The organism is Hymenobacter sp. UYP22, assembly GCF_040547285.1.
In the GTDB taxonomy this organism is placed as follows: domain Bacteria; phylum Bacteroidota; class Bacteroidia; order Cytophagales; family Hymenobacteraceae; genus Hymenobacter.
The window spans coordinates 82,877-109,081 of record NZ_JBEPPK010000016.1 but is presented as its reverse complement, the minus strand read 5'-3'; the positions used below and the strand labels follow the sequence as shown (position 1 = coordinate 109,081).

At 59.0% G+C, this 26,205-nt stretch carries 15 protein-coding genes; 3 read left to right on the top strand and 12 right to left on the bottom strand.

The window, feature by feature from the left end:
* Positions 1–31: 31 nt before the first annotated feature.
* The 4 genes from cap2-3 to ABIB60_RS19625 form a co-directional block, all read right to left on the bottom strand.
* Positions 32–2,344, bottom strand: a complete 2,313-nt coding sequence (gene cap2-3 / locus ABIB60_RS19640; protein ID WP_044019253.1) for an anti-phage 6A-MBL system cap2_3 protein — start codon at positions 2,342–2,344, stop codon at positions 32–34.
* Entirely contained in the window at positions 2,325–3,509 is a 1,185-nt protein-coding gene (mblB, locus tag ABIB60_RS19635) for an anti-phage 6A-MBL system MBL-fold protein (RefSeq protein ID WP_052381925.1), read from the bottom strand. Before mblB ends, cap2-3 begins: the two co-directional genes overlap by 20 nt.
* Positions 3,510–3,605: 96 nt before the next feature.
* Positions 3,606–5,990: a S8 family peptidase gene (locus ABIB60_RS19630; RefSeq protein ID WP_044019252.1), complete on the bottom strand. Its 2,385-nt coding sequence runs from the start codon at positions 5,988–5,990 to the stop codon at positions 3,606–3,608.
* A gap of 2 nt (positions 5,991–5,992) precedes the next feature.
* Positions 5,993–7,090 carry an AAA family ATPase gene (locus ABIB60_RS19625; RefSeq protein WP_044019251.1) on the bottom strand — a complete coding sequence of 366 codons (1,098 nt, stop codon included), beginning with the start codon at positions 7,088–7,090 and terminating at the stop codon, positions 5,993–5,995.
* Positions 7,091–7,815: 725 nt separating this feature from the next.
* Here ABIB60_RS19625 and ABIB60_RS19620 point away from each other — a divergent pair.
* From ABIB60_RS19620 to ABIB60_RS19610, 3 genes are all read left to right on the top strand, one after another.
* A complete protein-coding gene (locus ABIB60_RS19620; RefSeq protein WP_354582099.1) occupies positions 7,816–8,544 on the top strand; it encodes a DUF6122 family protein in 729 nt (242 codons plus the stop codon).
* A 472-nt stretch (positions 8,545–9,016) separates the two neighbouring features.
* Positions 9,017–11,266: a TonB-dependent receptor family protein gene (locus ABIB60_RS19615; protein ID WP_052381924.1), complete on the top strand. Its 2,250-nt coding sequence runs from the start codon at positions 9,017–9,019 to the stop codon at positions 11,264–11,266.
* 136 nt (positions 11,267–11,402) lie between these two features.
* Positions 11,403–12,329 carry a toxin-antitoxin system YwqK family antitoxin gene (locus ABIB60_RS19610; RefSeq protein WP_156109488.1) on the top strand — a complete coding sequence of 309 codons (927 nt, stop codon included), beginning with the start codon at positions 11,403–11,405 and terminating at the stop codon, positions 12,327–12,329.
* Between the two features lie 623 nt (positions 12,330–12,952).
* Here ABIB60_RS19610 and ABIB60_RS19605 read toward each other — a convergent pair.
* The 8 genes from ABIB60_RS19605 to ABIB60_RS19570 all read right to left on the bottom strand — a co-directional run bounded on the left by ABIB60_RS19605 (position 12,953) and on the right by ABIB60_RS19570 (position 26,173).
* Positions 12,953–13,891, bottom strand: a complete 939-nt coding sequence (locus ABIB60_RS19605) for a bestrophin family protein (RefSeq protein ID WP_044019249.1) — start codon at positions 13,889–13,891, stop codon at positions 12,953–12,955.
* An 89-nt stretch (positions 13,892–13,980) separates the two neighbouring features.
* On the bottom strand, positions 13,981–16,440 hold the full coding sequence (locus ABIB60_RS19600; RefSeq protein WP_156109487.1) for a multicopper oxidase domain-containing protein: 2,460 nt from the start codon (positions 16,438–16,440) through the stop codon (positions 13,981–13,983).
* 7 nt (positions 16,441–16,447) lie between these two features.
* Positions 16,448–17,590, bottom strand: coding sequence for a DUF2231 domain-containing protein (locus ABIB60_RS19595; protein ID WP_052381922.1), 1,143 nt, complete (start codon positions 17,588–17,590; stop codon positions 16,448–16,450).
* A 320-nt stretch (positions 17,591–17,910) separates the two neighbouring features.
* Positions 17,911–18,120 carry a heavy-metal-associated domain-containing protein gene (locus ABIB60_RS19590; protein ID WP_044019248.1) on the bottom strand — a complete coding sequence of 70 codons (210 nt, stop codon included), beginning with the start codon at positions 18,118–18,120 and terminating at the stop codon, positions 17,911–17,913.
* Positions 18,121–18,375: 255 nt separating this feature from the next.
* Positions 18,376–21,213, bottom strand: a complete 2,838-nt coding sequence (locus tag ABIB60_RS19585) for an alpha-amylase family glycosyl hydrolase (RefSeq protein WP_135437007.1) — start codon at positions 21,211–21,213, stop codon at positions 18,376–18,378.
* A 619-nt stretch (positions 21,214–21,832) separates the two neighbouring features.
* Complete coding sequence (locus ABIB60_RS19580; protein ID WP_071884653.1) at positions 21,833–22,168, bottom strand: four-helix bundle copper-binding protein; 336 nt, start codon at positions 22,166–22,168, stop codon at positions 21,833–21,835.
* A 176-nt stretch (positions 22,169–22,344) separates the two neighbouring features.
* Entirely contained in the window at positions 22,345–22,941 is a 597-nt protein-coding gene (locus ABIB60_RS19575) for an AraC family transcriptional regulator (protein ID WP_071884652.1), read from the bottom strand.
* A 10-nt stretch (positions 22,942–22,951) separates the two neighbouring features.
* Positions 22,952–26,173 (bottom strand): efflux RND transporter permease subunit, encoded by a 3,222-nt coding sequence (locus ABIB60_RS19570; protein ID WP_044019245.1) that lies wholly within the window; start codon positions 26,171–26,173, stop codon positions 22,952–22,954.
* Positions 26,174–26,205 lie beyond the last annotated feature (32 nt).

Below are 26,205 nucleotides of genomic sequence, written 5' to 3'. Positions count from 1 at the left end.
CATAACCTGTGAGGAGTTTCCGCTACGCGTTTCAGTAGACAAAAGGCAGGATGGCAGAGGGCGTGGCAATAAGCAAGAAAACTGGTAAGGGGCTTGTAAGGTCAGCAAACTCTTGCTGGAAGCGTTGCACCGTGGCCGCATCGGTTGGGCTCATGCACTCAGGCCCAACTGGATGAGTATGCCACTCGCCAATGTAGCCGAGTTGCCCGCCACTGGCCTGGTTGATCTTGTTTACCGTTTCCGGCAGATTCTGTACGCCGCGAAAGAAGCACACGGAGTTGGCTCGGCTGTCGGGTGGCGCTGGCACCACCCCTACTACGTGGATGGTTTTGGTTTTAAAATTAGCCCTTCCAATAAATACGCCGCCCGTTTCGTGAGGGGCTGCAAGCGCCAACTCTTGTTTAATAGTTTGCAGCACCGCTGCCGTCATGCGCACCTGCCAACTCGCGTCGTTCACCGCGTTGAACACATGCATGGGCTCTACTACCAAGCGCTCGGTGGAAATACTGGGGTAGCCGTCTTCGATGGCGACGCGGCTAAGAAACACTTGGCCGTGAACGGGCCGCTCCCTAACTACCGCGTCTTGCTTGAGCACTTCGGCGAAATAGGCTGCGTGGGTCGAGATGGTTTCATCGGCTAGGACTGTGGTTTCGGAGTTACAGCCTATCCCTACGCTTAACAGCGGACCGTCGGTTTGAGCTAAAGCCACTTCCCGCGCCAGCCATGCGGCCACTGCGGGACGGTGGGCATATTCGGCGTAAAGCATAGTTTGCAAGTCATCCAATCGCGGATTGCGGTTGGCCCCCTCCAAGGATAGAATGCCGAGCTGCCCCTGGTCCGAAATAAGCCCTCGGCTTATTACTGTCTGAGCAAGTATTGGACTAGCCAAAAGGGTATGGAAAAAGGCTTCCGATGCAGTGAAGTCAAATACTCGTTGGATAGTAACAGGCACATTCCCCACGACGGGCGCTAACACGAAATCAGCTGAACGGGCAAGGGCAATCAGACCCAAACCGGTTTCATATCTATACATTTCCCGAATGACTTGCTCTAAAGCAAGTGCTTTGTTCAGGCCCTCATGCTGGGCAAATAAAGTGTGGCGAACTAGGTTATGAGGGGAGAGCTTGTCGGGATCCAGTAGCACAAAATCGGTAATGCCACCACGAGCAAAATGCATCACCACTTTCGAACCTAAGGCCCCGCAACCTGCCACCCAGATCGAGCCAACAGGTACGACCGCCGCCCCAGAGACCACCTGGGCCTTCTGCAGGGTTAAGGGCTCATTGTGCACCTGAAAGCTTACAGGCAGATCGTTTATAATGCGACCTGTAGTTGGATCCTTGTCGGTGTCTTGCAGCGTGAGGTAAAAGTTGACAAACTCCAGATTTGCTGTAAATCCAATGAGTGGTTTGGGCCTTTTCAGGGCACATAGCACGGGTACTTCTGGGAAGAAATTGATGTCGTGCACGGCTAAGTGCCGTTCCAAGGGACCAAAGTCAATGCCAAATGATTGACCAAAGGCCAGTAATTTTTGCCAACTGCGGGGCAAATCCACGCAGTAATCGGAATAGGTGGTGTCTGCAGGTGACCACACCACGTAACCGGCGTGGTAGCGGCGGGCCTGTAAGGAATTGGCGGCCACTGCCCGCATGCCGCGCAGAAACTCTTCTACGATTTCCTCTATATTTTCAGGCGTGACCAACCTGTCAAGCCTAAAAGCGGGAGAAGTCCCGACTGGGGCTGTATTCTCAAACAGAGCTACGGAAAAATTGGCCACTCCAGACGCTGGCCTAGTTAACACAACCTGGGCCAGATGGTCGTAGGGATAAATAACGGAGCCCTGGTACCCTTCCAACCGAAGCGGATCAAACTGCTGCCCGTCAACAGCCAGCTCGCCAGTAACCGCGTCGCGTAGCCAGTTTTGGGTGCGGGTTACGACGTCGGGGAGCCGGCGGTTAGCATACCATTCCGTGAAGTCGCCACGCACCAGACAAAATGCTGGCGGTTTACCCGGCACTGCCACGTACAAATGAGCAAGTTGGTCTTTAGGGAAATCAAGTCGGTCAGCATATACCACCGGCGTCGCAGTGGGGTAACCGGTGCGGCTAAGCACTAGCAGCACCGGTTCCTGGGCCCGAATGTCAATCCCTGCGTAGTTGCCCCGGGGAGGTAATTCAACCGCTACGGTTAAGGCCAGGCCAATATGGTCGTTATCCCAAGCCAGCGGTTTCAGTACAGCCACGCCTAAGTGACTTGCCAACTCACGCAACGAGGCTTCCAGCCGGGGATTCGTGATGGGACGCTTGTCACGGCGCAAGAAATGGCTAAATAGCTTCCGCGCCATAGCCTGATGGTTTATGCAACGCCCCCAGCGCCCCCGTACCTGCTACCGTAGCGGTGCTTTCTACCAGTTTAGCGGGCACCGGCCCTTGGGAAGTTACCTCAAACACAATGGGCTGGGGAGTATTGCCCTTTTTCTTGTGTGTATCCGTGTTGAGGAAATTGGCTTTGCCCACTTTCTTGATGTATTCCAGCTTGGCCTCGTAGTGCGGTGGGTTGCTAGAATCATCCAGCACTTCTTTGCTGGACGCGATTACGCGTGCCCCAGTTCGGGCATAATCTAGTACGGCTAAAGGTTCGGCCTTTGGGGTAGGATTGTCGGCTTGAGGCCGGTCATTGAAGTAAGACCACGAGCAATGGTGAGGCGCAAGAAATAGATCCCAATCCAGGGCCTTATGCGTTACATCATTTTTGTGTCGGGTAGTTTTGTCCAGGATAACGCACCAAGCCCAGTGGTCGGAATCGCCGCCGAATAGTGCTAAGCAAGCAAAATCAGTGTCCGTTGCGCGCTGTTTAAACCGAGCCTGGAACACAATGCTGGCAAAGTTTTTATCCTTTTCTTCGTCGTATAACTGCTCTTTAAAGGGTGCATGCAAAAATACTGAGAATAGAGTTTGTTCCTTCTGGTTAAACCGGGTAACTATATTACCTGGCGTTTGGCGCAAGTGGTTCAGGTCCTTGAAGCTGCCGCGCCCATCGTAGCCTATGATGACCACTCGATTGCCGGGCTCGTCCCGGTTCGCAGCTTTGTCGCGGTGGAGCTTGACGCGCCGCATGGCCTCGGCTTCGAATACGTCCTCGTCTGGGTTGGTGCTTACTTCCTCAACCATTGGCGAAAACCAAATTTCATCGATAAGAATGCGACCAGCTTCACGATCGTCGGCGCTATAGGTAGCTGGGTCACCTTGGAAGAAGTTCTTTGCGAAACCCCGGCAGTGATCTTGGTCACCGTGGGTGAGCACGAACACATCGACAAAAGGATTGTTCGCTGTATTACGCTTGAGCGAGGCCAGCAAGTCCTGTTTTACATCAAACTTGGTATCGTCCGTGTCACCCGAAGCTGATTCACGGATGTTGCAGTCGACGAGCATCGTGGTACCGTCAACAAGAGTAACCAGCGAACAATCGCCGTTGCCGACGGGGTAGTATTTTATGGTAGCGTTTGCCATAACTAGAAAAAATATGAACAGTGAAAAAAATCCTATGCCTCCACATGAGTTGGTGGATTAGCCAGGGCATTTAAGTAATGCAGGTATTGACTTGGCTTATTCGGGGGCTGGCTCGGGAGCCGAACCGCCACTGGTGTTGCGTAAGTTCAAACTGACCTCGTTGCGCAGCTGTATGTTGTTATGCTGGAAGTTGTTAAGCGTTAGGCTGCGGGTGACGGAACTATACACGTCGTGGCGCTGCAGGGGATCGCGGATGGTCACAATGAGGCAGAACTCCTGGGAGAGCACCTCGCCGTCGGCCGCGGCCGCCGCTTCCGCCGCGTGCGAAAACAGGCCCTTGAGCTCGAGGTACCACTTCTTGGGCGCCGTCAGCCCGCGTACCCGGTGCGCCTCGGTCATTTCCTGCAGGTTGATGGCGTATTTCTTAATCGGGTGGTACTTGCCCAAGTCGTCGCGCAGTTGCCGCTCGGCCGTGAACGGGTGGTCGATGTAGCGCTGGAACTTGGCGGCGTAGTTGCTGGAGAGCAGCAGATTGTAGGGATTAAGCTTGCCGATGGGGTTGGAGACGGTACGCTTGGTCGTGTCGCGCAGGCGAATCCGGTCGTAGGTGCCGAAAGACACGTCAATGTTGGACTGGCAGTACTCGGCGCCCTGGTTGCCGTCCAGGCGCGGGTCGGTGACCAAGGTGACCGTAACCTCCCCGTAGAACTGGCCCTCGTCGTTGAGTAAGACGTCGGGAAATGGAAAGTCGAGGATCTCAATGTAGCCCCCGCGCACGATGTTGTCCTGCAGGATCAGCGTGCTTTCGTGGGGCGAATTGAAGATGATGTCGTCCACGGAGCCCGGCAAGCCGAAGCCCAATTCGCGCAACCGGTCGCTCGGACTCAGGCTCAGGCCCGGGTGGTATTTAGCCGAGTGAATGGCCAGGGCTTTCAGCAGCAGGGGGTTGAAGTCGCCGGCCACGCGGTGCGAGAGGCCGGCCATCAGCGCTGACACCCGGGGGGTGGAAAAACTCGTGCCGGCTTGCTGCACCACGCCCCCGGTGAGGGAAAAGGAGTTGACGCCGGTCAGTTTCATGCGCCCGCCGGCCGTGACGCCACCATTCCCCCCGTAGTGCACCAGCTCGGGCTTGATGAGCTTGTTAGGACCAAATCCCGAGCGCGAGAAGGGCGAGGCGTGGCCTTCGGCCGCCAGGTCGTCCGGCCCCTGGCTGTGCGCTACACTGCCCACCACTAAGGAGCGCACGGAATCGGCCGAAACAGGAATGCGTCGCTTGGGGGCAGCTGAAACGAAGTTGGTGCAGTTGCCCGCCGATTTGCAGATCAGGGCCCCCGTGCGCTGCTGCAGCTCGTCGAGCGACTTGCCGAAGTCCGAGAAGTCCCGGGCGCTGCATTCCATCGTGCCCCCGCCGGACAGGCTCCACAGCAGCACGTCGGGGTGGGCCAGCACCGCGTTCTGAATGTTTTCCAGCAACTCATCCTCATCAATTTCCAGCCCCGGCCGCGGAAACACGGTGGCATCGAGCAGCTTGAATTCCCCCACCCCCACCCAGCTGCGCTGCTCCAGCTCGTCGCCGTAGAGCAGCACACCGGCTACGAAGGTGCCGTGGGAACGGTCCACTTCCGGTTCGTTGTAGGCCGAGTAACGCCGCGAATCCAGCCACGGGGCCAAGTGGGGAATGGGGGCGATGCCAGAATCCAGTACGCCTACGGTCAGGTAATCCTGTCCCGGCACCGGGGTTTTTACCGGCAGTTCCAGGCCACTGCTCAGCTCGTCGAGCGTGATGCGGTAAGCCGGCATGGGGTCGATCGAATACAGCGCCTCAAACTCTTGCACCGTCACGAGGGTATCGGGCCGGACATGCTCCAGCTTGAAAACGGTCAACCCGGAAGTGTAGCGGGTTTTACGGTAGGCAACCTGGCCCTCGCGCAGGGTTTGCTCAAAGGCACTTTCCACCTGGGCATTCATTTGCCGATCCTGATAATTCACCAGCTTGACTTTTAACGGCGTGGAGGTATCCTGGGGTAAATCAATGCGCGGCTGAAATGGTCGAATCTCGTCAATGGCGGATAAACCGATGGAGAAAGCCAGCGGGCGCTCCAGGTTATGGTCGATGAAGGCCACGTGCTCCGGCGAGTCCACTTTTACCAGGAAGTCCAGGTCTTCGGACAGCCCGATGAAGTTGTATTCTTCCTTGCGGTTGAAGAGTTTACCTACCTCGCCCCGGTGTGACTTGGCCATGGCATCTTCCCGCACTGTTACCTGTACCACGGCCGGAATAAAGCTGCGCTCCGGCCGCCGCGCAGCAATAGATTGGGCCGTAGCGCCCAATGATTGCCGAAACTCGGTGGCCCGGGCTTCCAGTATGTCTTCGGGCAATAGCCAGCTGGGTTGGGGGCCGCCGCCCCCAGCTTCGGTTTTGCGCTCGTCCTGGGTGCCGCGCTTGCTGAACAGCTTAATGGGAAGATTCTTGGGTTCCATACCTAGCCTTTCGGATTAAAGTAGTTGCGCACCTGGCGTAGAGAAATGTCGAGTAACTCCGCAATAGCGGCCTGTGATACCCCATGGGCACTCAAAAAGCCGAGCAGGGCTTCCTGAGAGGCTGCTTCATGGTGCTTGTAGTAGTAGAATTGCAGCAGCAGGTGTTCGTACTCCAGCTTTGGCTTTTTGGCCAGCACGTTCTGAGCAATGGCATTCTGACAGATGGACTTGATGTCGGCCGGGCTGTTGCCCTGTAGCAGTTCGGCCAGGGCCTCCCCTTTTTTGCTGTCCAGGTCAAATCCCAACTCCACGGACTTCAGAAATAGCTGTAGCAGACGCTGAATGTCGGTCGGCTGGGGCAGGGACACGTCGATGATGCTGTTAAACCGGCGCCAAATGGCCTTATCCAGCAATTCCTGATGGTTGGTGGCCGCGATCAGGATGTTGGATTCCACAAACTCATCAATGTTTTGCAGCAAGCTGTTGACCACCCGCTTCAGTTCCCCGAGCTCGTGCTGGTCGTCCCGGGCCTTGGCGATGGCATCAAACTCATCCAAAAACAGGATGCAGGGCTGGCGACTGGCGAATTCGAAAATTTTGCGGATGTTCTTGGCCGTGTTACCCAGCAGCGAGGAAACCAGCGAGTCGAGCCGAGCCACCACCAGCGGGAGGTGCATTTGCTGAGCGATGTAATGGGCAATGGTGGTCTTGCCGCCGCCGGGGGGGCCGTAGAGTAAGAGAGAAGCCTGCGGAGCTACGCCCGCGGCCTGGAGTTCAGAACGATGCTGCAATCGATTCACAAAGCCGTCGAGCTTATGGCGCAGGTTATCAGAAAGAATAACTGGCAGCTCCAACCCTGGCTGGGGCATCACCAGGTCAGCAATATTCATGCGGGTCTCCTGATCAACCGGAGCGGTCAAAAGCTGGTCGAGGTACACGGGCTGGGCCTGCTTGCTGTGCAAGGCGCGCAGGATGCGGTCAGCCGCTTTCGTGTCACCGGCTTTGCGGAGGTTTTCGGCTAGCAGCGTGGCGTAACTAAGCACCTTCTGCGAATCCTTGTTGAGGCCGCCTTCAATGATTTTTATGATTTCTGTGAACATGAGTGCTTTATACGTACTCAAATATACGAAAATCGTTTCTGAAATATTGAAAATCGTTTCTAAAAATATAAAATATGTTTCTGGCAACACCCCATGCTATGAACGGAGGCCCATGGTAGCCTGCTCCTAGTGTTGCCCGTATTGCTCGGGGCATTGCCACCTTCGACAACCCGTTGCCTGACCGGCTGGCAAACGAAGAGCACTGTTTGCAGGCCTATCTATCGAGCAACGGTGAATTATACCCCATCCGTGAGAGGAGTGCAGTGCTTAATCACCGCCTTTCCTGTTCGTGTATACTTCTCAGTTTGGCCGAATGATTTTTTTAAACCGCCACGCTGCCTCGAGGCAGTTCAGGACCTGGAAATTATGCAAGTAAATCGGCCACACGATGCACGGGCAAAGTGCGTAAGCTCACCTAGTCATTCCCACCGAATAGCCGACTCTGTGTTGCCGTTCTTGCCTGGAGGGGATAGCAGCAATCTGTTCACGACCTGGGTATTTTAAGCCCGGTAAGGACATAGGCATCGTAGCAAGCAGGGTAACGACATTGGATGCCCCGCTCAAAACGGATGATTCCATCTTCAACTATGCTGCTTCGATGGTGCCGAGCCACGAGGCCGCCCGCAGGATGGTTGCTCGGGATAAGCCTGTTTACTCGTCCCCAACACGTTTCCTAGCTTCTCTTGCCTGTTTTCAGCTTCATTCGCTATAGCGCCGCCGGCCTGATGTTGGCGCTTGCTGGTTGCCGGTCATCCGCTCTGCCCCCCAAGTTTGCGGCTACTGCCGGGTACCACTCCCCGCGGCCGGTACAGCACTGCGACACGGCGAACTCCCTCCTAGCTCCTGAGCTCCCCTCTGCGCCGCAGAAGCGGGTACAGCCTGAAGTCCAGCCTGCGACCACAAACACTTCGGCCCACCCTTCTTCGAAAAAAAGGGGGCAGCCGAATCGGCTGGGTAGCTTTCAGCCCAAGCCAACGATTAGGGACACGGTAAGTGGCACCACTCAGCCCTTGGTTTCGCGCAGGCCCCGGCAGTACGCCTCCCCCAAGTTCTTCAGCGTCCAAACGTTGGTGCATTATGGGCTGCACTTTCTTTTTCCGGCTGTGTTGGCGCTTGTTTTCTTTCCCGCGGTGTGGCAAACCGCCTACCTGATCATGCTTGCCACCATGATCATGGACCTGGACCACCTGCTGGCCAAGCCTATCTTCGACCCCTTGCGCTGCAGCATCGGGTATCACCCGCTCCACTCTTTTTATGCCATCCCGGTGTATACGCTGCTGCTCCTGCTACCAGTCACGCGGATTGCCGCCGTAGGCCTGCTGTTCCACCTGTTCACGGATACGGTGGATTGCTTGTGGATCTTCAGCCACTGCCGCGCGTGCTACCTCAACTCCCGTATCTATGCCTTGCGCAGCTGGCTAAAGCGGCTCCTAGCCCGTGAGAAGGGTAAGTGAATAGGCAGAAAGGAGCCTGTTGCATTCCCAAAAGTCTTCTGAAGGCTTGATCCGCGCCCTGCCCTTCTTTGTGGCAACGACCATGATGATAGCTTGGGGCCTCATGCCGGCCGCTTTCGTAGCGTTAGGCGTCGGCTTTGGCTTTCGTTAATGAGAAGTACCGGGCGGGCGGCTGCGTCCCCACTACTGTACTGGCGAGGCTTGTAGGCAGAGGATGCGACGCAGTCGCGCTTTCCCCCGGCCATACGCACGGATCTGGTGCTGCCGTTTGCCTAAGCTACCCATTCATCCGGGCCATGTAGCGCGCCCCGCAGTGCCCGAGGCCTTCCCGGGCGAAAGATTACCCCTCATGGCTGGAAATTATGTAAGTAACCAGGGTGATTAGTGTTATTTATAATCTTTCTAAACAAATATACCTTTGTGCCACTATTCCACCTGAAGTCTCCTAATGAGCTGTTCTTTTTACCCGACCATGGCTGGCCTACTGACCAGCTTTGCTTTTTCTATTATTTCCCAGCCCGGGTTGGCCCAGCGGCTGCCGGCGCCCGACACTACGCATCACCAGAAGCTGAGCGAGGTCACCGTTACCGGCACGGCTCCCCATTTCGCCGCTCCCGTTGAGGGCACCACGCTCACGGCCGGCCGCCGCAACGAGCTTATCAGGCCGCGCGACGTGAATGCCAACCTGGCTCAGAACAATGTGCGGCAGGTGCTGGCCCGCGTTCCCGGCCTGATGGTGTGGGAAAACGACGGATCCGGTCAGCAAATTAACATTGCCACCCGGGGCCTGAGCCCTAATCGTAGCTGGGAGTTCAACACCCGGCAGAACGGCTACGACATGAGCGCCGACGCCTTTGGCTACCCCGAGGCCTATTACAATCCGCCGATGGAAGCGGTGGAGCGCATTCAGCTGCTGCGCGGCGGGGCCGGCCTGCAGTTTGGACCCCAGTTTGGTGGTCTGCTCAACTACGAGCTCAAACGTGGTCCCCAGGATAAAAAGGTGGAGGTGGAAACCAGCAATACAGCTGGCTCCAACGGCCTGTTCAACTCCTACAACGCCGTAGGTGGCACGGTAGGCAAAGTGAACTACTATGCATATTACCGCCACCGACAGGGCGACGGCTGGCGTCCCTTTAATCAGTTCACCGTCGACGATGTGCATGCCAACGTACACGTGGCCTTGACCAAGCGTTTGACGCTGGGCGCGGAAGTCAGCTATTTGACCGATAAACTCCAGCAGCCGGGCGGCCTGACCGATGCGCAGTTTGCTCAGGATAGCCGCCAAAGTACCCGCGCCCGCAACTGGCTGAGCACTCCCTGGCTGATTCCGGCGCTGAAGCTGGACTACCAGGCCGGCGAGCGGACCCGCCTGAGCGTGAAAACCTTTGGCCTGGTGGCCTCCCGCAACAGCGTAGGCTTCGTGGCTGGTCTACCCGCGCCCGACACGGTAAACCGCCGCACCCGGCAGTTCGCCGCCCGCCAGGTGGACCGCGACGACTACCGCAACCTTGGCGCCGAGCTGCGGCTGACGCAGGAGGTCCGTTTCCTGGGCCGCACCCACACGCTGGCCTCGGGCCTGCGGGCCTACCGCGCCACCACCTCCCGTCGCCAGCGTGGTACGGGCACCACCGGGTCGGACTTCGACCTGACATTAACCGGTAATGGGCGCTTCACCAACGAGTTTGATTTCACGACTACCAATGCCGCAGCGTTTGCCGAGTTACTGCTCCGCGCCGGTACGCGGCTGAGCGTTACCCCTGGGCTGCGCTATGATTACCTGCGCAATACCGGCAGCGGCTACTTGGGCCGGGCGGCCGATGGGACGAAAAACCGCCTTGCTGACCAGGCCAGCCGCCGCAACGTGCTGCTCTACGGTCTGGGCACCGAATTCCAGCTGTCGCCCACGACCAATCTGTACGCCAACTATTCCCGCGCCTTCCGTCCCGTGCTGTTCGGTGACCTGGTGCCACCAGCTACCTCGGATGTCATCGACCCCAACCTGCAGGATGCCCGCGGCTATACGGCGGAGGTGGGCTACCGCGGCAGCTTCCGGACCTGGCTGCGTTTCGACGTAGGCTACTTCTTCCTCAACTACGAGGACCGTATCGGTGTCATCCGTCGTCCCGTACCCGGTGGCACGACTGGCCAGACCCAACAGTTTCGAACCAACCTGGGCCGTACCCAGACCCACGGCTTGGAAGCCTATGCCGAGTTGGACCTACTTCACTCGCTGACCAGCAACGTCAACCTACCCCACCTGGATCTATTCGCCGCGCTCAGCCTGCTGGACGCCCGCTACGGGAACCTGCCCGTGACCACGCTCACGGGCACGGGCACCAGCACCCAAATCGTGGAAACCAACCTGAAGGGCAACTACGTGGAGAATGCCCCGCGTCAGACCCTGCGCACGGGTCTGACTTTCGCCCACAAGGGCGTGTCCATTACTGGGCAGTTCAGCCACGTCGCCAAAGTGTATGCGGATGCCAGTAACACGGAGACTGCCCCGGCTAGTGCCCAGACCGGCGTCATCCCGGCTTACCAGGTCGCTGACCTTTCCGCTACCTGGAAGCTGGGCCGCGACAACCGCTACCGGCTGAGCGGGGGCGTGAATAACGTGTTCGACGCGCGCTACTTTACCCGGCGCTCGGGTGGCTACCCCGGCCCTGGCATCCTGCCCGCCGACGGCCGCACCTGGTTTGCGGGGCTGGGCCTCACGCTTTAAACAGCGTCCTACCAATTACGCGAAAGGGGGTGCTCCGTTGAGTACCCCCTTTTCTGTGTGGGTCAAAGCCGTGAATAGTCGGCAGCCCGGTATATTTACCTACCGCATTTTGGCTTGTTCTACCTCCTATTCCTGTATGGCAAAACATTACTTTCTACACGCCTTGTTCTGCTTTATTTGCCTGCCCGTGCTGGCCCAGCGACCCAAGCCGGCAGCTGTCAACTTACCGCCGGCCGACACCGTGTATTTTGACCGTGACTGGGAGCGCACCGAGACCCTGGAAGAGGTTTCCTATGCTCGGATTGCCCGCCATGATGCTGCCGGCAAAACGGTGGGCACCGTGCGCGACTACTTCTATCCTTCCTGGAAAAAACAGTGGGAAGGAAAAATGGCCAGTGAAGCCCCGGACAAGCCCACCGGGCTGTGCTGCGGCTGGCACGAAAACGGCCAGATGAGTTTTCGCGGAACGTACGTGAATGGCGTACAACAAGCTGATTTTCGCAGCTGGCATGAGGACGGCCGCGAAATCAAGTGTACATCCGTGCTGCAGGACGCGCTGCCCTTAAGCACGGCTTCCCTCCACTGCAGCAACTGCATGCACACCAGCCGGAAAGTATTCACGGTAGACCTGCCGGTCGGCACGGTCGGCATTATCTATAAGCTGGACGTGCGCGACGAAGGCCAGCCTCCTATTTCCTGGTCAACGGCGCTGGCGGTGGCAGCCGTGGCCAGCAGTGGGGGAACTGCGGCCCCCACCCTGCTGAGCACCGCGGCCACGGCCCTGACCAAGCAAGGCAACAATGCTCCGCCCACGGTGAGCACCAAATGTCACTGGTACATTACCCCCGACGAGCGCGCGGCCCAGCAGTTTCTCGCTACCAAGGGCACCATTACCCGGGACAAAGTGTGCTTTCGGGCAGCAGAAAATACCCCCCAGGAAACCCGCCCCCTTGCGCTGCCGGCCGGTACCCGCCGTCTCTACGTGTGCGTGAACAATGACAACTATACCACCGATGCTACTGCTACGCTCAGCGTAACGGCACTGCTACAATCCTGTCAGTAATGCTGTCCACCCCTTGCCTGCGTTCAGGGGGCAAGGGGAGCCAGCACCGTTTTTTCCTTACTCGACAGACTGCCGTGCGGCCCCGGCCGGTCCACGTAGTGTTGAGTTACCTGCTCACCACTCCGAGCAGATAGTTGCAGTGCATCGAGGCGGGGTGCCAACTGCTGCCAACCATTGGTTATCTCTGCCCTTGATACGTTGGCCCCCCTGGCAGCCAGTCTACACACTACATTTTCAAGCTGGTTGATCTTCATATAGGGAAGGGTCAATAGTAAAAACAATACGCGAAAAAAGAAGCTTGCTATAGAGCTACTCGCGTTACGCTCCCTTCCCGGTTGCCTAAGGATAAACTATGCAACAAATTCCGGGGATGGTGTATCCGATATCAGGCCTACCTGCCTGCCTGCTCTAGTTGCCACCGCAGGTAGACCGGCTTACAAGCCCTGGCCGCAACAGCCTACGCACCCGAAGCCGGACCGGTGAACCGGTTTGACTTGGCAAGCTTCCCTCGGTTGTCAATCTTCTAACTTTAAACACCTTTTAGCAGGTGGAGTAGCTACAGTCCGTAGGGATATGGACCTTTCTGTCAGGCGCAAGGAGAAAGCAGGGTGTAGTACGGGCGGCTAGTAAAGTATGCCATGTTCAGCTTGCACGGGCGCGGGCACCTGCTGTTCGCCCAGCATCTGGCGCAAATCAATCTCGATGCTGCGGCAGAGCGCCGTCATGGGCACGTCGTTCATGCGGTTCTCAAACGGGTCCTCGCTGATGTGGCCCACCAGCTCAATGGTGATGAACACCCAGGATACCAGCACGGAGAACGGCACGGTCAGCCAGTAGTGGCCATGACCCAGCTTCTCGAATTCGGCCAGCAAGCCCAGGGGCAGTAGGGCAATAAAGAGCCACACGAACACCAGACTGGAAAAAGCATACTGCCGGGGAAACGGCGTATTCTTGATGCGCTCACAGCCGCCCTGCAGGTTGGTCATCTCGCGTAGCTCTTCACACAGAGTACGCAGCTGCAACTCACTGAACAGCCCTTCGGCCTCGCGCAGGGCCTGCGTTTGCCGCAGCAGCAGCTGAGCGGGTGGATTGGCCAGCTGTTGCAGCTGCGTGGCCTCGGCCGGGTCGAGCAGGGGTGCCACCTCCGCCTGCCAGCGCTCAGGCTGACGACGCAGGTGCAGGCGTAGCGCATTGACCCAGGCCAGCTGCCGGTACACCAGTTGTCGCTGAAACGCCAGCTGCGCTAGGGTGGTCGTCACCAGGTTGGCCGGCTGGGTATGGCCCAGCACCAGCATCGTCCAGCTGCGACTGCGGTTGACAATCCCGCCCCACAGCTGGCGGGCTTCGGAAAAGCGGTTGTAAGAGCTGCTGTTCTTGAAGCCCACGTAGAACGACACGGCCACGCCCACGATGCTGACCAGCTGCCAGGGCACGTCCAGCCAATGCCAGTGCAGCGGTCCGTAGAGTACGGCCAAGAGCAGATCGTAAGTCAGGAAAAGGAGCACGTCCTTCCAGGAATGGCGCCAGATAACGCGCCAATGAATGTGCTTGCGAATGTACATAATGGGGTAAATCAGCCGCGCCAGGATAGACCACTCAAGTAGCGGCTCAGGAGGCAGCGGGCAAAGCAACGCTCTTGAGGGGCGCTTTGCTAGTAATGAAAGGTCAGACCGGCGCCCCAGCCATACTGGTTATCGTAGTTGGTGCTCAGCGAGGCGTACTTGCTGACCATGTAGCGGAAGCCGAGCGTAAACTCCCGGTCCGTGTTGCCCCGGATGTCCATAAACACATTATTACTCAGGGGCAAATCCCGGCGCTCGAGTTGCAGACGCACCTGACCAGTCAGATCAGAGCGTAACTCTGCGCGCACAAGTAGGGGGAGCAGATAGTACACGCCGAGTTCGGTTTGCCGGCGGAAATTGATGTTGTTGTCTCGAGGACGGCCTTTTTCCAGGGGCGACCCACGTAACGTCTTGTTGTCCCGAAAATCATAGCCCACGAAGGCCGCCCAGAATTGCCGCTTATCGAGGTAGCGCAGCAAGTGGGTTTCGGTTTCGTAGTTTCCCTGGTAATTGACCCGGCCCTCGAATTCCAGCGCGTTGCGGTTATTGGAAAGATTGCCTTCCAGGAAGGCCCCCTGAGAGTGGACCGATAAATCGAGCCAGGGGTAGACCGCATTGTCCTCGCGCTTAAGCATCTTGTAATTCCCCTTCGCGTACTCGTTCTGGGGGCTGGCGTCGTAGCTGATGATGCGGGCCATGCCGGCCATCATGTGGTAGAGGATGTGGCAGTGGAAAAACCAGTCCTGGTACTCGTTGGCCTCAAATTCGATGGTCACCGTGCCCATGGCCGGGATGTCGAAGGTGTGCTTCATGGGCGAGTAAGCGCCCTGGGCGTTGACCAGGCGGAAGAAGTGCCCGTGCAGGTGCAGCGGGTGGCGCATCATGGTCAGGTTGGTGAAGGTCATGCGCACGTTCTCACCCCGGCGGATGGGAATTTTGTCGGCTTCCGACAAGGTTTTGTTGTCAAACGACCAGATGTAGCGCAGCATGTTGCCGGTGAGCGTAAGCTTGATGTCGCGCCACTGCCGGGTAGAATCCAGGGTGGTCGGATTCAGGGCCCGCAACTGGTTGTAGTTAAAGTCGCCGCCCGCGCCCCCCATGCTCATGCCGGCCATTCCACCGCCCATGTCCATGCCGGCCATACTACCCATGTCCTGCGTATTGCCCATGCTCTTACCGCTCTTTTCCTGCATGTTCATGGGCCGGTTTTGGGGAGAGGGGGCCGTGCTGGCGGGCATGGTTCCGTTTTTCATATCCATCCCTTTCATAGAGGGGTCCGCGGGCTGCGTAGACTGCCGGCCGGCCGGCATGTTCATGCCTTTCATCTCCCCACTGCCCCCTTTCATATCCATGCCCTTCATGCCGCCGTTAGGGTCCATCTGGCCGTTGCCGCCCATGTCCATACCGGTCATATTACCCATGCTGCCCATTTCCCGCATCATCTGGAAGTAGTTAATGCGCGGCAAATCGGGCGCTTTCATCGGCTCGCCGGCTCCAAAGAAGCTGGACGAGTAGCCCGTGATGTCGTTGGCGGTGGCTCGCAGTTCGGCCGCGCCCGCGGGTGGAATGGTCACCAGCAGGTCGTAGGTTTCGGCCGTGGCAATTTCAAGCTTGCTGACGGGAAAGGGCTCCACGTTGATGCCATCGGCGGCGATGACCTGCATGGGGCCGCCGGCATACTGCAGGTAGAAGTAGGAGGAGGCGCTGCCGTTGATGACGCGCAGGCGCACCACTTCCCCGGGCTTGGCGTCAGGGTAGTAGCTCTGCTCGCGGCCGTTGGTGAGGAACTTGTTGTAATAGATGTCGGTGAGGTCCATGGCCGGCATGCGGCCCCACTCCTGCCGGACTTTGTCCTTGAAATAGCCGGCCGCAATAGCCTCCCCGTAGCTCTGCGTCGCGCCTTTCTGCACGGCAAACCACTCGCCGGCCCGCTTGAGGTAGCGCAGCACTTCCTTGGGTGGGTGGTCGGTCCAGTCGGAGAGCAGGAGCACGTACTCCTTGAGCTCGTACTTCACCTGCTTGGGCTGAATGACGATGGAGCCGTACAGCCCGTTCTGCTCCTGCAGCATGGTATGGGAGTGGTACCAATAGGTGCCGCTCTGGATCAGCGGAAACGTGAAGGTGTGCATGCCGCCCGGCTCAATGGGGGCCGTGTTAAGGTAGGGCACCCCGTCCTGGTCGTTAGGCAGCAGCAGCCCATGCCAGTGAATGCTGGTTTCCACGCTCATCTGGTTGTGTACCCGGATGATAGCCGTGTCGCCCTCAGTGAAGCGCAGCGTGGGGGCCGGAATCTGCCCGTTGATGGCAATAGCCAGGCGGGTTTTGCCGGTGTAGCTTACCTCCCGCTCATCCACGTACAGGTCATATTCGACCCGGTGGCCGGCGTGGCCCGTGCGGGGCGCCACCACGTGGCCCCGCAGGTCCTGATCCGGGGGCGGGGTGGCCGGGCCATTGGCGGCCTTGCTTTTGGGCATGGCCTGGTGCTGGGGCGTTTGGGCGGCCAGGGAAAGCGAACCAAGCAGAAAGAGTAGAAGGGCAAATAATCTCATCGGGTCGCTACTGGTTAGCATGCTTGGGTTTGTTACGGGCGGGGTTGTTGTCCTCGAAGCGGAACTTGTCCAGGGGGTTGGTGGGCATGCGCATGCCCGGCATCGGGCCCATGGCGGGCATGGGCTGGCCTTTTTCCATACCGGGCATATCGCTCATGTTGTCCATTGGCGGCGTGGCTTGCTTGGGCTGCTTTGAACCCGGCGCCTTCATGCCCGGCATATCGGCCATAGTGCCCATGCCCGCCATGCCGGATGGGGCTTTGGCTGGCTTTATGGCGCCTGGTTTCGGCGGGCTCATGCCGGGCATATTCTCCATCCCGGGCATATCGTTCATGGGTTTCTGCCGGGCCGGGCGGCTCCTATCCATGCCCGCGGGCATGGGCTGACTCCTCTTTTCAGCGGGCATGCGCATGCCCGGCATGTCCGGCATGGTGCTGTTAGCGGGGGCTGGCGGACCAGCCGGCTGGCGGCCGGGCATAGCCCTGTTGTCCATCGCGCCCGGGGCCGTGCGGCTGTCCTTGCTGGTGGAGGCGGGCCCGTTCATGTCCATGCCGGGCATATCAGCAGAACCCGGGGCCGCGAGTGGGTTGGGTGAAGCGGGAGCCTGGTTCGCGTTGTGGTCGTTGCCCCCTGCCGCCTCGTTGTGCGTATCGGCCTCCATCTCCATAGCGGGCATGGCTTCCCCGCCCCCATGGCCGTGGCTTTTATCGAGCAGGCGGCCCTGCGGCCCCACGCCCTCGACGTACACCAGCTGCGCCCCACGGTGCCCAGCCACCGACAATACCCCGGCCGTGGCTATGGCCAACACCAGCACCAGGATTTCGTAGGCCCGCCGCTGAATCTTGAAAAACGTGCCGACACCGGTCAGCAGCAAGGTAATGCCGGAAAGCCACAGGGTGTAGCCCGCGAACTTTTCGTGGGCTTCAAAAACGGCGGCGGCCCGGGGTGCCAGACCCATGGGCATGGCATGAAACACGGTGCTGGCGGCCAGAGCTCCCAGAAAGCCGCCGGCCATCACGGCCATGGTAATCCACTTCACCGGTGGCCAGTCCTTGTACACGTTCAGCGCCTGCAGGCCCGCGCTGAGCAGCAGCAGGACAATAGGTAGATGCACCACCAGGGGGTGCAGGTTGGGAAAATCTGAGAACATAGAGGCAGGCAAAGAATTGAACAGCAGAAAACCGCCGAAAGAGCGGAGCCCTTTCCGGATTCCCGGCGCCGCAACATTTTCCGGTAGTGCAGCGCCGCTTTTTCCCGGCCACGACGAAGCAAATCAGAGAAGTCGTGTTGCTGTGCCAGCAGGCTAGCAGGACGTGACCGGCGGTTCGCTTTACGCAGAGTGGGTGGGGGCGTGTTTGCTGCTATTGCGCGCGCAGCCTACATAATTTCCATGCTTTCCAGTGCTAGGCACCCTGAAAACCAAAAACGCCCGGCAGAACCGGGCGTTTTACGTGCAGACAACGAAGGCGCTTAAGCAGCCGCAATGTTAAAGCCGGCTTTCTCAACGGCCTGAACCACTTGCTCCGCCGTGAGCTGGTCGGAGGTGACGGTGAGAATCTTGTCGGGGCTAGTCGTGTCCACTTGCCAGTTACCCACGCCAGCTTCTTGGTTCAGGGTCGGCGTAACGGCTTTAATGCAGCCGCCGCAGTTAATGTTGGTCTTGAATTGCAGAGTTTTCATGGGAAGAAGAAGTAAGGTCGCCGAGCTAGTCGGTACTGGGTGTACAACGCACAAAAATAGACTCCAGTGCGGCGCCAGGGGTATAGAATTGCGCTTCGGGCTTATATGATTTGCAGGAGAGTTCATACCATGAACTATTTCGTTAGGATCAAGTAGTTGGAGTCTTTTCAGCCCCGTGAGTCTAGTTTAATCCCCTACGAACAGTGCCACCAAATTGTGATGGTCATTCCATAAGGTAGTAGAAAAGCCTGTTTGTTAGGGTTGGATCAAAAGTCGCGTAGTGGCCGTAAGGTTACCGCTTACCACGTTAACTAAGTATACTCCAGCCGACAAACTATCGAGTTTCAGCGGTATTTCCACGACCGTGCCGGCAGGACGCGGGGACAACTGTACCCGGTGTACTTCACCGCCGAGCAGGTTACGTACGCTCACCGTCACCGGGGCCGTAACAGGCGTAGTCAGTCGCACGGTGGCCCGAGTACCGGCCGGGTTCGGGGCGACGCTCAAGTTCAGCGCGGTGCCTTGTTGCGCCCCCCTGGTGCTGAGCACTATACCGGCACGCCGCACCCGCTGCGTGGTGTACACGCGGTACTCCCCGGGCTGCAGGTTTAGTTGGGCATTCACGTTGGTCACGGTAATACTGTCGCCGCTGAGGTAGTTGTACCACTTGCCGGGCCGTTGAAAGGCTGGGTCAATGGTGATACTGGTCACGTCGAAGTTGCCCAGAACGGTCACTTGCTGCGTGGCATCGCCCAGGTGGATGGATTTGCCCGCGCCGGCCAGCTGTTGGGTATAGCTGGTGGGGTTGTCGAACACGGCCTGACTCTTCTTCAGGGCTATCAGCGCCCGGTAGGTGTCGTAGAGCTTACGGCGGGCGGGTTCCTGGTAGTAGTTCCAGCGGATAGGCTTATTGCCGGTGCGCCCGTTGAAGTCGATGCTCACCTCGTAGCCCAGCTCGCCAAACTGCCACAGCATCTTGGGGCCTGGTACGGTGAAGAAAAACGCGGCCGCGGCCTCGTTGCGGGCCAGAGCAGTGGTGAGGTCGCGCACGTTGTGGGCGGGGTTGGATTGGTTGCCAAAGGTGAGGTTGCGGTACATCAGCCGCTCCTCGTCGTGGCTTTCCATGTAGGTCACCAGGCCCGGCTGCGCCCAGCCGCGGCCACCCTGGGCGGTGCTGCCGTAGTAGCCCCCGCTGAAGTTGGAGTTGGGCAGAAAGCCCATGGTAGCCTCGTTGTAGTTGTAGTTAAGGTTGCCCCACAGCAGCATGCCCGCGTTGGCCAGCACCCGTTCTTCGGTATTATCGGCAAAGTGCTCCAGAATAACGAACGCATTCGGGTCCACTGTTTTAATGAAATTGTTGTACTCCATCCAGATGTTCACCCGGGACTGGTCGTACTGGCTCCACTGACCCACGTTGGTGCCGGAAACGGTCTGGGTGAAGCCTTTGGACAGATCGAAGCGGTATCCATCCAGGTGATATTCCTGCAGCCAGAATTCCATCACCCGTTTGGCGTACGTTTTGGTGAAAGCGCTTTCATGGTTGAAGTCGTACCCCACGTTGAAGGGGTGCGTGGCGTCAGCATTAAACCAGGGTGAGTTCGCGGCCGGCTTGCCGGCTGCCCCGTCGAAGTACAGTTGCACCATCGGGTTCTGGCCAAAGGCGTGGTTGAGCACCATATCCAGCGTCACGGCGATGCCGCGGGCGTGGGCGGAATCGATGAAGCGCTTGAGTTCGTTCTTGGGGCCGTAGTACTTGTCGGGGGCCAGGTGAAAGGAGGGGTTGTAGCCCCACGACTCGTTGCCCTCGAACTCGCCCACCGGCAACAACTCGATGACGTTGACCCCGAGGCGCTGCAGGTAGCCTAACGTGTCCACCAGGGTCTGGTAGTCGTGGCGGGCCATGAAGTCGCGTACCAGCAGCTTATAGATGACCAGCTTGCTTTTTGCCGGCTTCTGAAAGGTAGGCACCTGCCAGGTGTACGCCGGCTGATTGGTTTGCAGCACCGACACGATGCCCGAGGTCTGGCCCGTGGGGTAAGCCTTTAGGTTGGGGAAGGTTACGGCCGGAATGAAGCGGTCGTTATTGGGGTCGAGCACTTTCTCAGCGTACGGGTCGGCCACGCGCAGGCTGCCATCCACCAGGTACTGGTAGGCGTATTCGCGCCCCGGCGTCAGGCCGTTGAGCTGCACCCACCACTGGTTGCCGTCGGGCGTCTGGTTCATGTAGGCCGGCTGGTCGGGCTGCCAGTTGTTGAACTCGCCGAGGGCGTACACGAACTGTTTGCCCGGGGCCGTGAGCACCAGCACGGCGGAAGCTCCCCCAGCCAAGTAGTTGATGCCGTCGCGTACGCCGGCGGGCAGGGCGGCCGTGGTTACAACCGGGCGCACGTACACAATGGCCGAGTCCGACACGGACGTGGTGCCCAGGGTAGCTGTGAGGCGGATGACGTTGCGGCCCGCCCGGGTGGGCGTCACGCTGCCGGTAAAGCTCGTGGCATTGGATTGCTGGCCGACCTGGGTGCCATTAAGACGCAGCGTTAGAGTCGCGGCCTGAGAGGCGACACCCGCCACGTTCACCGGTGCCCCCGAGCTGATAAAGATGGGGTTCTGACCCGTTGCTGGGGCAGTAAGGCGCACGGCCAGGGCGCTGCTCTGGCTTACGTCCACGAAGATATCAGCCCCACCGGTGGCCCGGCCGACCTGGGTGCCGGCGGCGTTGCGAAACACCATGGCCAACTTCAGAACCTGCTCGGCGGCCGGCACGTTGAACCAGGCCCGCACGCTGGGCGTGATGCTTAACGCGTAGGTATTAGGGCCGGTGCGGGTAAGCAGCACCGAGGGGTCAGGAGCGGTAAAATTGGTAAATTTCACATACCTCCAATCCGAAGGTGAAGCGCTAAGGTTAGTGATAACCCCGATGTGAGCGTACACGTCACCGGTAAAGTTGTTCAGGCCCTGGTTGCCTTGCGTGGCATCAAAGGACAGAGTAACTGGGTCAGTCGCCGCAAAGAAAGCCGGAGCGGTTGAGACCACCTGGGCCCGCACAACACCAGTCAGCACCAACAGCCAAGCTAAGAGCAGGAAATTTTTCATGTATCGTGGAGAAAGAGTCGGGGAAACCGCTACACTACTTTTTGTAGAATACCCACACGATTGTCGTGATAAGGGTAAGAGGTAAAAGGCAGTCATCGAAAATCAGTAAGCTTTCAGCCAAGCGTGCGCGCCCCGACATTACCACCTATCGGGCAGTGGCAGGTAAGAGAAGGATAATGCACGGGTCACTACTGCCAGGCATGCCACACCCAAACTCCGAATTATGAGCACAAACCATGGGAGAAGTGGCGTTTACATCTGTAGACCATGCTCTAAGTGGCAAAGCGAGCAGATGAAAAGCGAGCAGATGAAAAGCGAGCAGATGAAAAGCGAGCAGATAAGAAGCTGAGCCAGTTGCTGATTCTTGGGAGATCGTCCCATTCAAGTCACCGCACTGGTCTCCGTAAAGAGCTAACAGCGGGGCTGCGCAGTATCGGGCAAGTCTGGGAAGGGGGTGAGCCGCTACAGGTATTAGGGCACCGCGTGATTAGTTCAAAGGTAAAATCCCGTCAAATAGTAAGAAATGTACTATCGGGTTTATTGCTTGCAACATTACACTCATACAAATGCAAAAAGCCAGCTCAATTCACATGAGCTGGCTTTTTTGGTGTCAGGTAGTCTAGGCGTTCAAACCTTGACGGCAGGCCTGCTCGCAGCGGCGGCAGGCTTCCGCGCACTCCCGGCAGTGCTGCATATGCGCGCCGTGCTTTTCGCATTCGTCACCACAGGCCTTGCAGATTTCGGCGCACTCGCGCAGCAGGTGCTGGGCGTGCTCAGAGCCGCGGGCCAGCAGACGAGCGGTGAGGGCGCAGATGTCGGCACAGTCCCGGTCCAGGCTAATACAGCGGACCATCATGCGCACATCCTGCTCTTGCAGGCAGGCGGTAGCGCAGTGTTCGCACGAGGCGATGCAGGCATTGAGGGCGTCGAGCAGGTTCTGGTTTTGAGTGTGCATGATACTGGAAGGTTAAGGATGAATAATTTCCAGTATATACTTGCCGTGCAGCCAGTAGTTGTGCACGATTAAAGCCGATTACCTGCATAATTTACTCGGCTCCACTTTTGCAAGCCGCTTTCTCGGCTTACCCCGTCAAGGTGCTATTTTAGCAAGAACCCGAACCCTACAAGGCCTTAGCCGCTTGCACCCGAATCAGAAAGTGTAGCGACGGAAGCCTGCAGAAGGCACTGGCGGCGGTACTCGCTGGGAGAAAGCCCCGTTGCGCGCTGAAACTGCCTGGAGAGGTGGCCCAGATTGCTAAATCCCAGTACTGTAGCAATGCGCCCCACGGGCAGCGTACCATCCCGCAGCAGGCACCGGGCCTCTTCCACGCGCTGCCGGATGACGTACTGTTCCAGGCTCAGTCCTTCAGTGGCCGAAAACACGTCGCTCAGGTAAGCAAAGCGTCGCTGCAGGCGCTCGCTCAGCAGTCGGGAGAAGTGTCCGCTACGTAGCGCGGCGGGCTCCTTACGCAGCAGCTCGGCAATTACTTCCTTGATTTGCACTACGAGGCGCTGCTGGGGGGAGAGCCGGTCGAGCAAGGCAAAGCCTTCCGCTTCCAGACGCTGCTGCAGTCGGGCCCAGTCAATGACCTGCTGGGTGCCCAGCAGTTCCACTTCCCCCAGTTCCACGCGTAACGGCACCAGGCCCAACTCCACGAGGAGTTCGCGCACTACCAGGATGCACTTTGAGCAGACCATATGCCGGACATACAGGAGCGTGGAGGCCATGGGACAAGGGCTACAGGGCCGGGGACAAATCGGTCTGATCGCCCGGGGGCGTGAGCGGCTGCGCATCCAGTTCCTGCGGGTGCTCATCCAGGCCTACTTCCCGATGGGCGGCGAAATACTGGGTCAAGGCCTTCTCCCCTACCAGCCAGAACACCACGGGCGTGACGATGATGTCGAGAAAGGTGGACGAGAGCAGCCCTCCGAGGATGACGGTGGCCACCGGGTAGAGGATTTCCTTGCCCGGGGCGTCCTTGGCCAGCGTGAGCGGCACCAGGGCCAGGGCCGCTACCAGCGCCGTCATCAGCACGGGCACCAGGCGCTCCAGCGAGCCGCGGACGATCATCTTTTTGCCGAAGGTCTCGCCCTCATGCTCCACGAGGTGGATGTAGTGGGAAATCATCATGATGCCGTTGCGCGAGGCAATGCCGGTGAGCGTGATAAAGCCCACGAGCGAGGCAATGCTGAACGTGCTGCCCGTGAGCAGCACCGCCACCACCGAGCCAATCAGGGCCAGGGGGATGTTAAGCATAATCTGGCCCACCATGTAGGTGGACTTGAAGTGCGAGTAGAGCACCAGGAAGATGCCGGCCAGCGAAAACAAGCTCAGCCACAGAATCTTTTGCGAGGCCGACTGCTGGCTCTCGAACTGCCCGCCGTAGGTGAGGTAGTAGCCCGCCGGCAGCTTCACCTGCTGGCTGACTTTGGCTTGAATCTCCTTCACCGTGGAGCCCAGGTCGCGCTCGGCTACGTTAAGCGAGATGGTAATGCGGCGCTGGGTATTTTCGTGGTTGACGGTGTTGGGCCCCGGCTCGTAGATGACATCCGCCACCTGGCTCACGGGAATCATGGCGCCCGTGGGCGTCTCAATGCGGGTCTGGCCAATGGCCGCGATGTCGTTGCGCTGCGCTTCGGGCAGCTTCACCACCAGGTCGAAGCGCTTCTGCCCGTCGAGCATCTGCGAGACCACGGCGCCCTGAAACAGGGTTTCCAGGTCACGCACCACTTCGCCCCGGGCCATGCCGTAGGCTCGTAGGGCGTCGTCCTTGGGCCGGATGAGCAGCTGCGGTATCTGCACCTGCTTCTCGACCTGTAGGTCCACCACGCCCGGCACCGTGCCGGCCGCCGTGCGGATTTCATTGGCGTAGCGGCGCAGCTCCAGCAAATCATTGCCGAACACCTTGATGGCCACCTGGGCACGCACGCCCGACAAGAGGTGGTCGAGGCGGTGGGAGATGGGCTGGCCGATGTTCACGTTCACGCCCGTGATCAGGCTGAGCTTCTGGCGCATATCGGCCAGAATCTCGTCCCGGCTGCGCATGGTTTTGCCCTCCTTTTCCAGTTCTTCCTCCGTTTTGAAGGCCACCTCAATTTCCGAGTTATTCACCGACTCGGCGTGCTCGTCGAGCTCGGCGCGGCCGGTGCGGCGGGCCGTGTAGGCCACTTCCGGAATCTTGAGCATTTGCTCCTCACCCAGCGTGCCCAACCGGTTGCTTTCCGTTAGCGACGTGCCGGCGGGGGCCGAGAAGTTGACCGTCAGCGAGCCTTCGTTGAAAGGCGGCAGAAACTCCGTGCCGAAGAAAGGCACCATGGCCGCGGCCATGACAAAGAGCAAGGCCGTGGAGGTCAGGATGAGTTTAGGGTGGGTCAGGCCCCAAGTAAGCAGGCGAGTATCCTTCTTCTTCAGCCAGCGCACCAGTGGACCATCCGTTTCGGGGTGGTCCATCTGCTTCATCTTCGGCAGTAGGTAGTAACATAGCACCGGCGTGACGGTGAGCGACACGAACAGCGAAGCCACGATGCTGGTGATGTAGGCAATGCCCAAGGGCGCAAAGATTCGTCCTTCCATGCCTTCCAGCGCAAACAGCGGCAGGAACACCAGCACCACGATGATGGTGGCGTACACGATGGAGTTGCGTACCTCCGATGAGGCCGCATAGATAACCTTGAGTACCGGCTGGGGAGTGGCCCGTTGCCGGTTTTCGCGCAGGCGGCGGTATACGTTCTCCACGTCCACGATGGCATCGTCCACGAGCTCGCCGATGGCGATGGCCAGCCCGCCCAACGTCATGGTGTTGATGGAGATGCCCGCCAGGCGAAACACCAGCGCCGTCACGAGCAGCGATAACGGAATAGCCACCAACGAAATAAAGGTGGTGCGCACATTCAGCAGAAAGGCAAACAAGACGATGACCACGAGAATGGCCCCATCGCGCAAGGCCTCCTCCACGTTGGTAATGGAGGAATCAATGAACTCCGACTGCTTGAACAGGCGCGTATTTACCTGCACATCCTTGGGCAAAGAGGGCTTGAGCTCGACCAGGGCCTTCTCCACGGCCTGCGTGAGACCCACGGTGGCGGCCCCCGGCTGCTTCTCAATGCTCAGGATGACGGCGGGCTTACCGTTCACGCTGCCGTCGCCGCGCTTGAAGCGGGCCCCGAATTCCACGTTAGCCACGTCCGCCACGCGGACCGGGGACTGGTCGCGGTAGCCGACGATAATGTTTTCGATGTCCTTGACCGAGCGCAGCCGGCCCAGGTTGCGGATGAGCACCTCCGAGCCATTACGGTCGAAGAAGTTGCCCGTGGTGTTCAGGTTGGACTGGCGCAAGGCTTCCTCCACCTGGTTTACCGTCAGGCCGGTGGCATTTAGCCGGGGCATGTCCAGCAGCACCTGGTACTGCAGGTTGTCGCCGCCGATGGGAATGACCTGGGCCACGCCGGGTATGGAGAGCAGGCGTTGGCGCACGGTGTAGTTGGCCAGCGTGCGCAAATCAGCCGCATTGGTCTGCTTGCCTCCTGTCAGGCCCACGAGCATAATCTGGCCCATAACCGAGGAAATGGGCCCCAGCACGGGCGTTACGCCCTGGGGCAGCTGCTCGCCGGTGGTCTGGAGCTTTTCACTCACGATCTGGCGGGCCGTGAAAATATCGGTGCCGTAGTCGAACTCCACGAACACCATGCCCAGGCCGATGGCCGAGTTGGAGCGCACCGCCGACACGCCGGTGGCTCCGTTCAGGGCCGTTTCCACGGGTAGCGTCACCAGGGCCTCCACTTCCTCGGGCGCCATGCCCGGGGCTTCTAAGAATACCGTCACGCGAGGACGGTCCAGGTCGGGCAGCACGTCCACGGGCAGCTGGCCCGCGGTGTAGGTGCCGGCAATGAGCAGGCCCAGGGCGAAGGCCAGCATCAGCAGGCGGTTCTGCAGGGCAAAGCGAATTATCTGATCGAGCATCGGTTGTTAGCGCAAAAAAGGAAGAAGCGAGG

Bases quoted from the DNA above. Each gene is read 5' to 3' on its own strand.
- cap2-3 (WP_044019253.1), bottom strand. From the start codon at position 2,344: ATGGCGCGGAAGCTATTTAGCCATTTCTTGCGCCGTGACAAGCGTCCC.
- mblB (WP_052381925.1), bottom strand. From the start codon at position 3,509: ATGGCAAACGCTACCATAAAATACTACCCCGTCGGCAACGGCGATTGT.
- ABIB60_RS19630 (WP_044019252.1), bottom strand. From the start codon at position 5,990: ATGGAACCCAAGAATCTTCCCATTAAGCTGTTCAGCAAGCGCGGCACC.
- ABIB60_RS19625 (WP_044019251.1), bottom strand. From the start codon at position 7,090: ATGTTCACAGAAATCATAAAAATCATTGAAGGCGGCCTCAACAAGGAT.
- ABIB60_RS19620 (WP_354582099.1), top strand. From the start codon at position 7,816: ATGTTGGCGCTTGCTGGTTGCCGGTCATCCGCTCTGCCCCCCAAGTTT.
- ABIB60_RS19615 (WP_052381924.1), top strand. From the start codon at position 9,017: ATGGCTGGCCTACTGACCAGCTTTGCTTTTTCTATTATTTCCCAGCCC.
- ABIB60_RS19610 (WP_156109488.1), top strand. From the start codon at position 11,403: ATGGCAAAACATTACTTTCTACACGCCTTGTTCTGCTTTATTTGCCTG.
- ABIB60_RS19605 (WP_044019249.1), bottom strand. From the start codon at position 13,891: ATGTACATTCGCAAGCACATTCATTGGCGCGTTATCTGGCGCCATTCC.
- ABIB60_RS19600 (WP_156109487.1), bottom strand. From the start codon at position 16,440: ATGAGATTATTTGCCCTTCTACTCTTTCTGCTTGGTTCGCTTTCCCTG.
- ABIB60_RS19595 (WP_052381922.1), bottom strand. From the start codon at position 17,590: ATGTTCTCAGATTTTCCCAACCTGCACCCCCTGGTGGTGCATCTACCT.
- ABIB60_RS19590 (WP_044019248.1), bottom strand. From the start codon at position 18,120: ATGAAAACTCTGCAATTCAAGACCAACATTAACTGCGGCGGCTGCATT.
- ABIB60_RS19585 (WP_135437007.1), bottom strand. From the start codon at position 21,213: ATGAAAAATTTCCTGCTCTTAGCTTGGCTGTTGGTGCTGACTGGTGTT.
- ABIB60_RS19580 (WP_071884653.1), bottom strand. From the start codon at position 22,168: ATGCACACTCAAAACCAGAACCTGCTCGACGCCCTCAATGCCTGCATC.
- ABIB60_RS19575 (WP_071884652.1), bottom strand. From the start codon at position 22,941: ATGGCCTCCACGCTCCTGTATGTCCGGCATATGGTCTGCTCAAAGTGC.
- ABIB60_RS19570 (WP_044019245.1), bottom strand. From the start codon at position 26,173: ATGCTCGATCAGATAATTCGCTTTGCCCTGCAGAACCGCCTGCTGATG.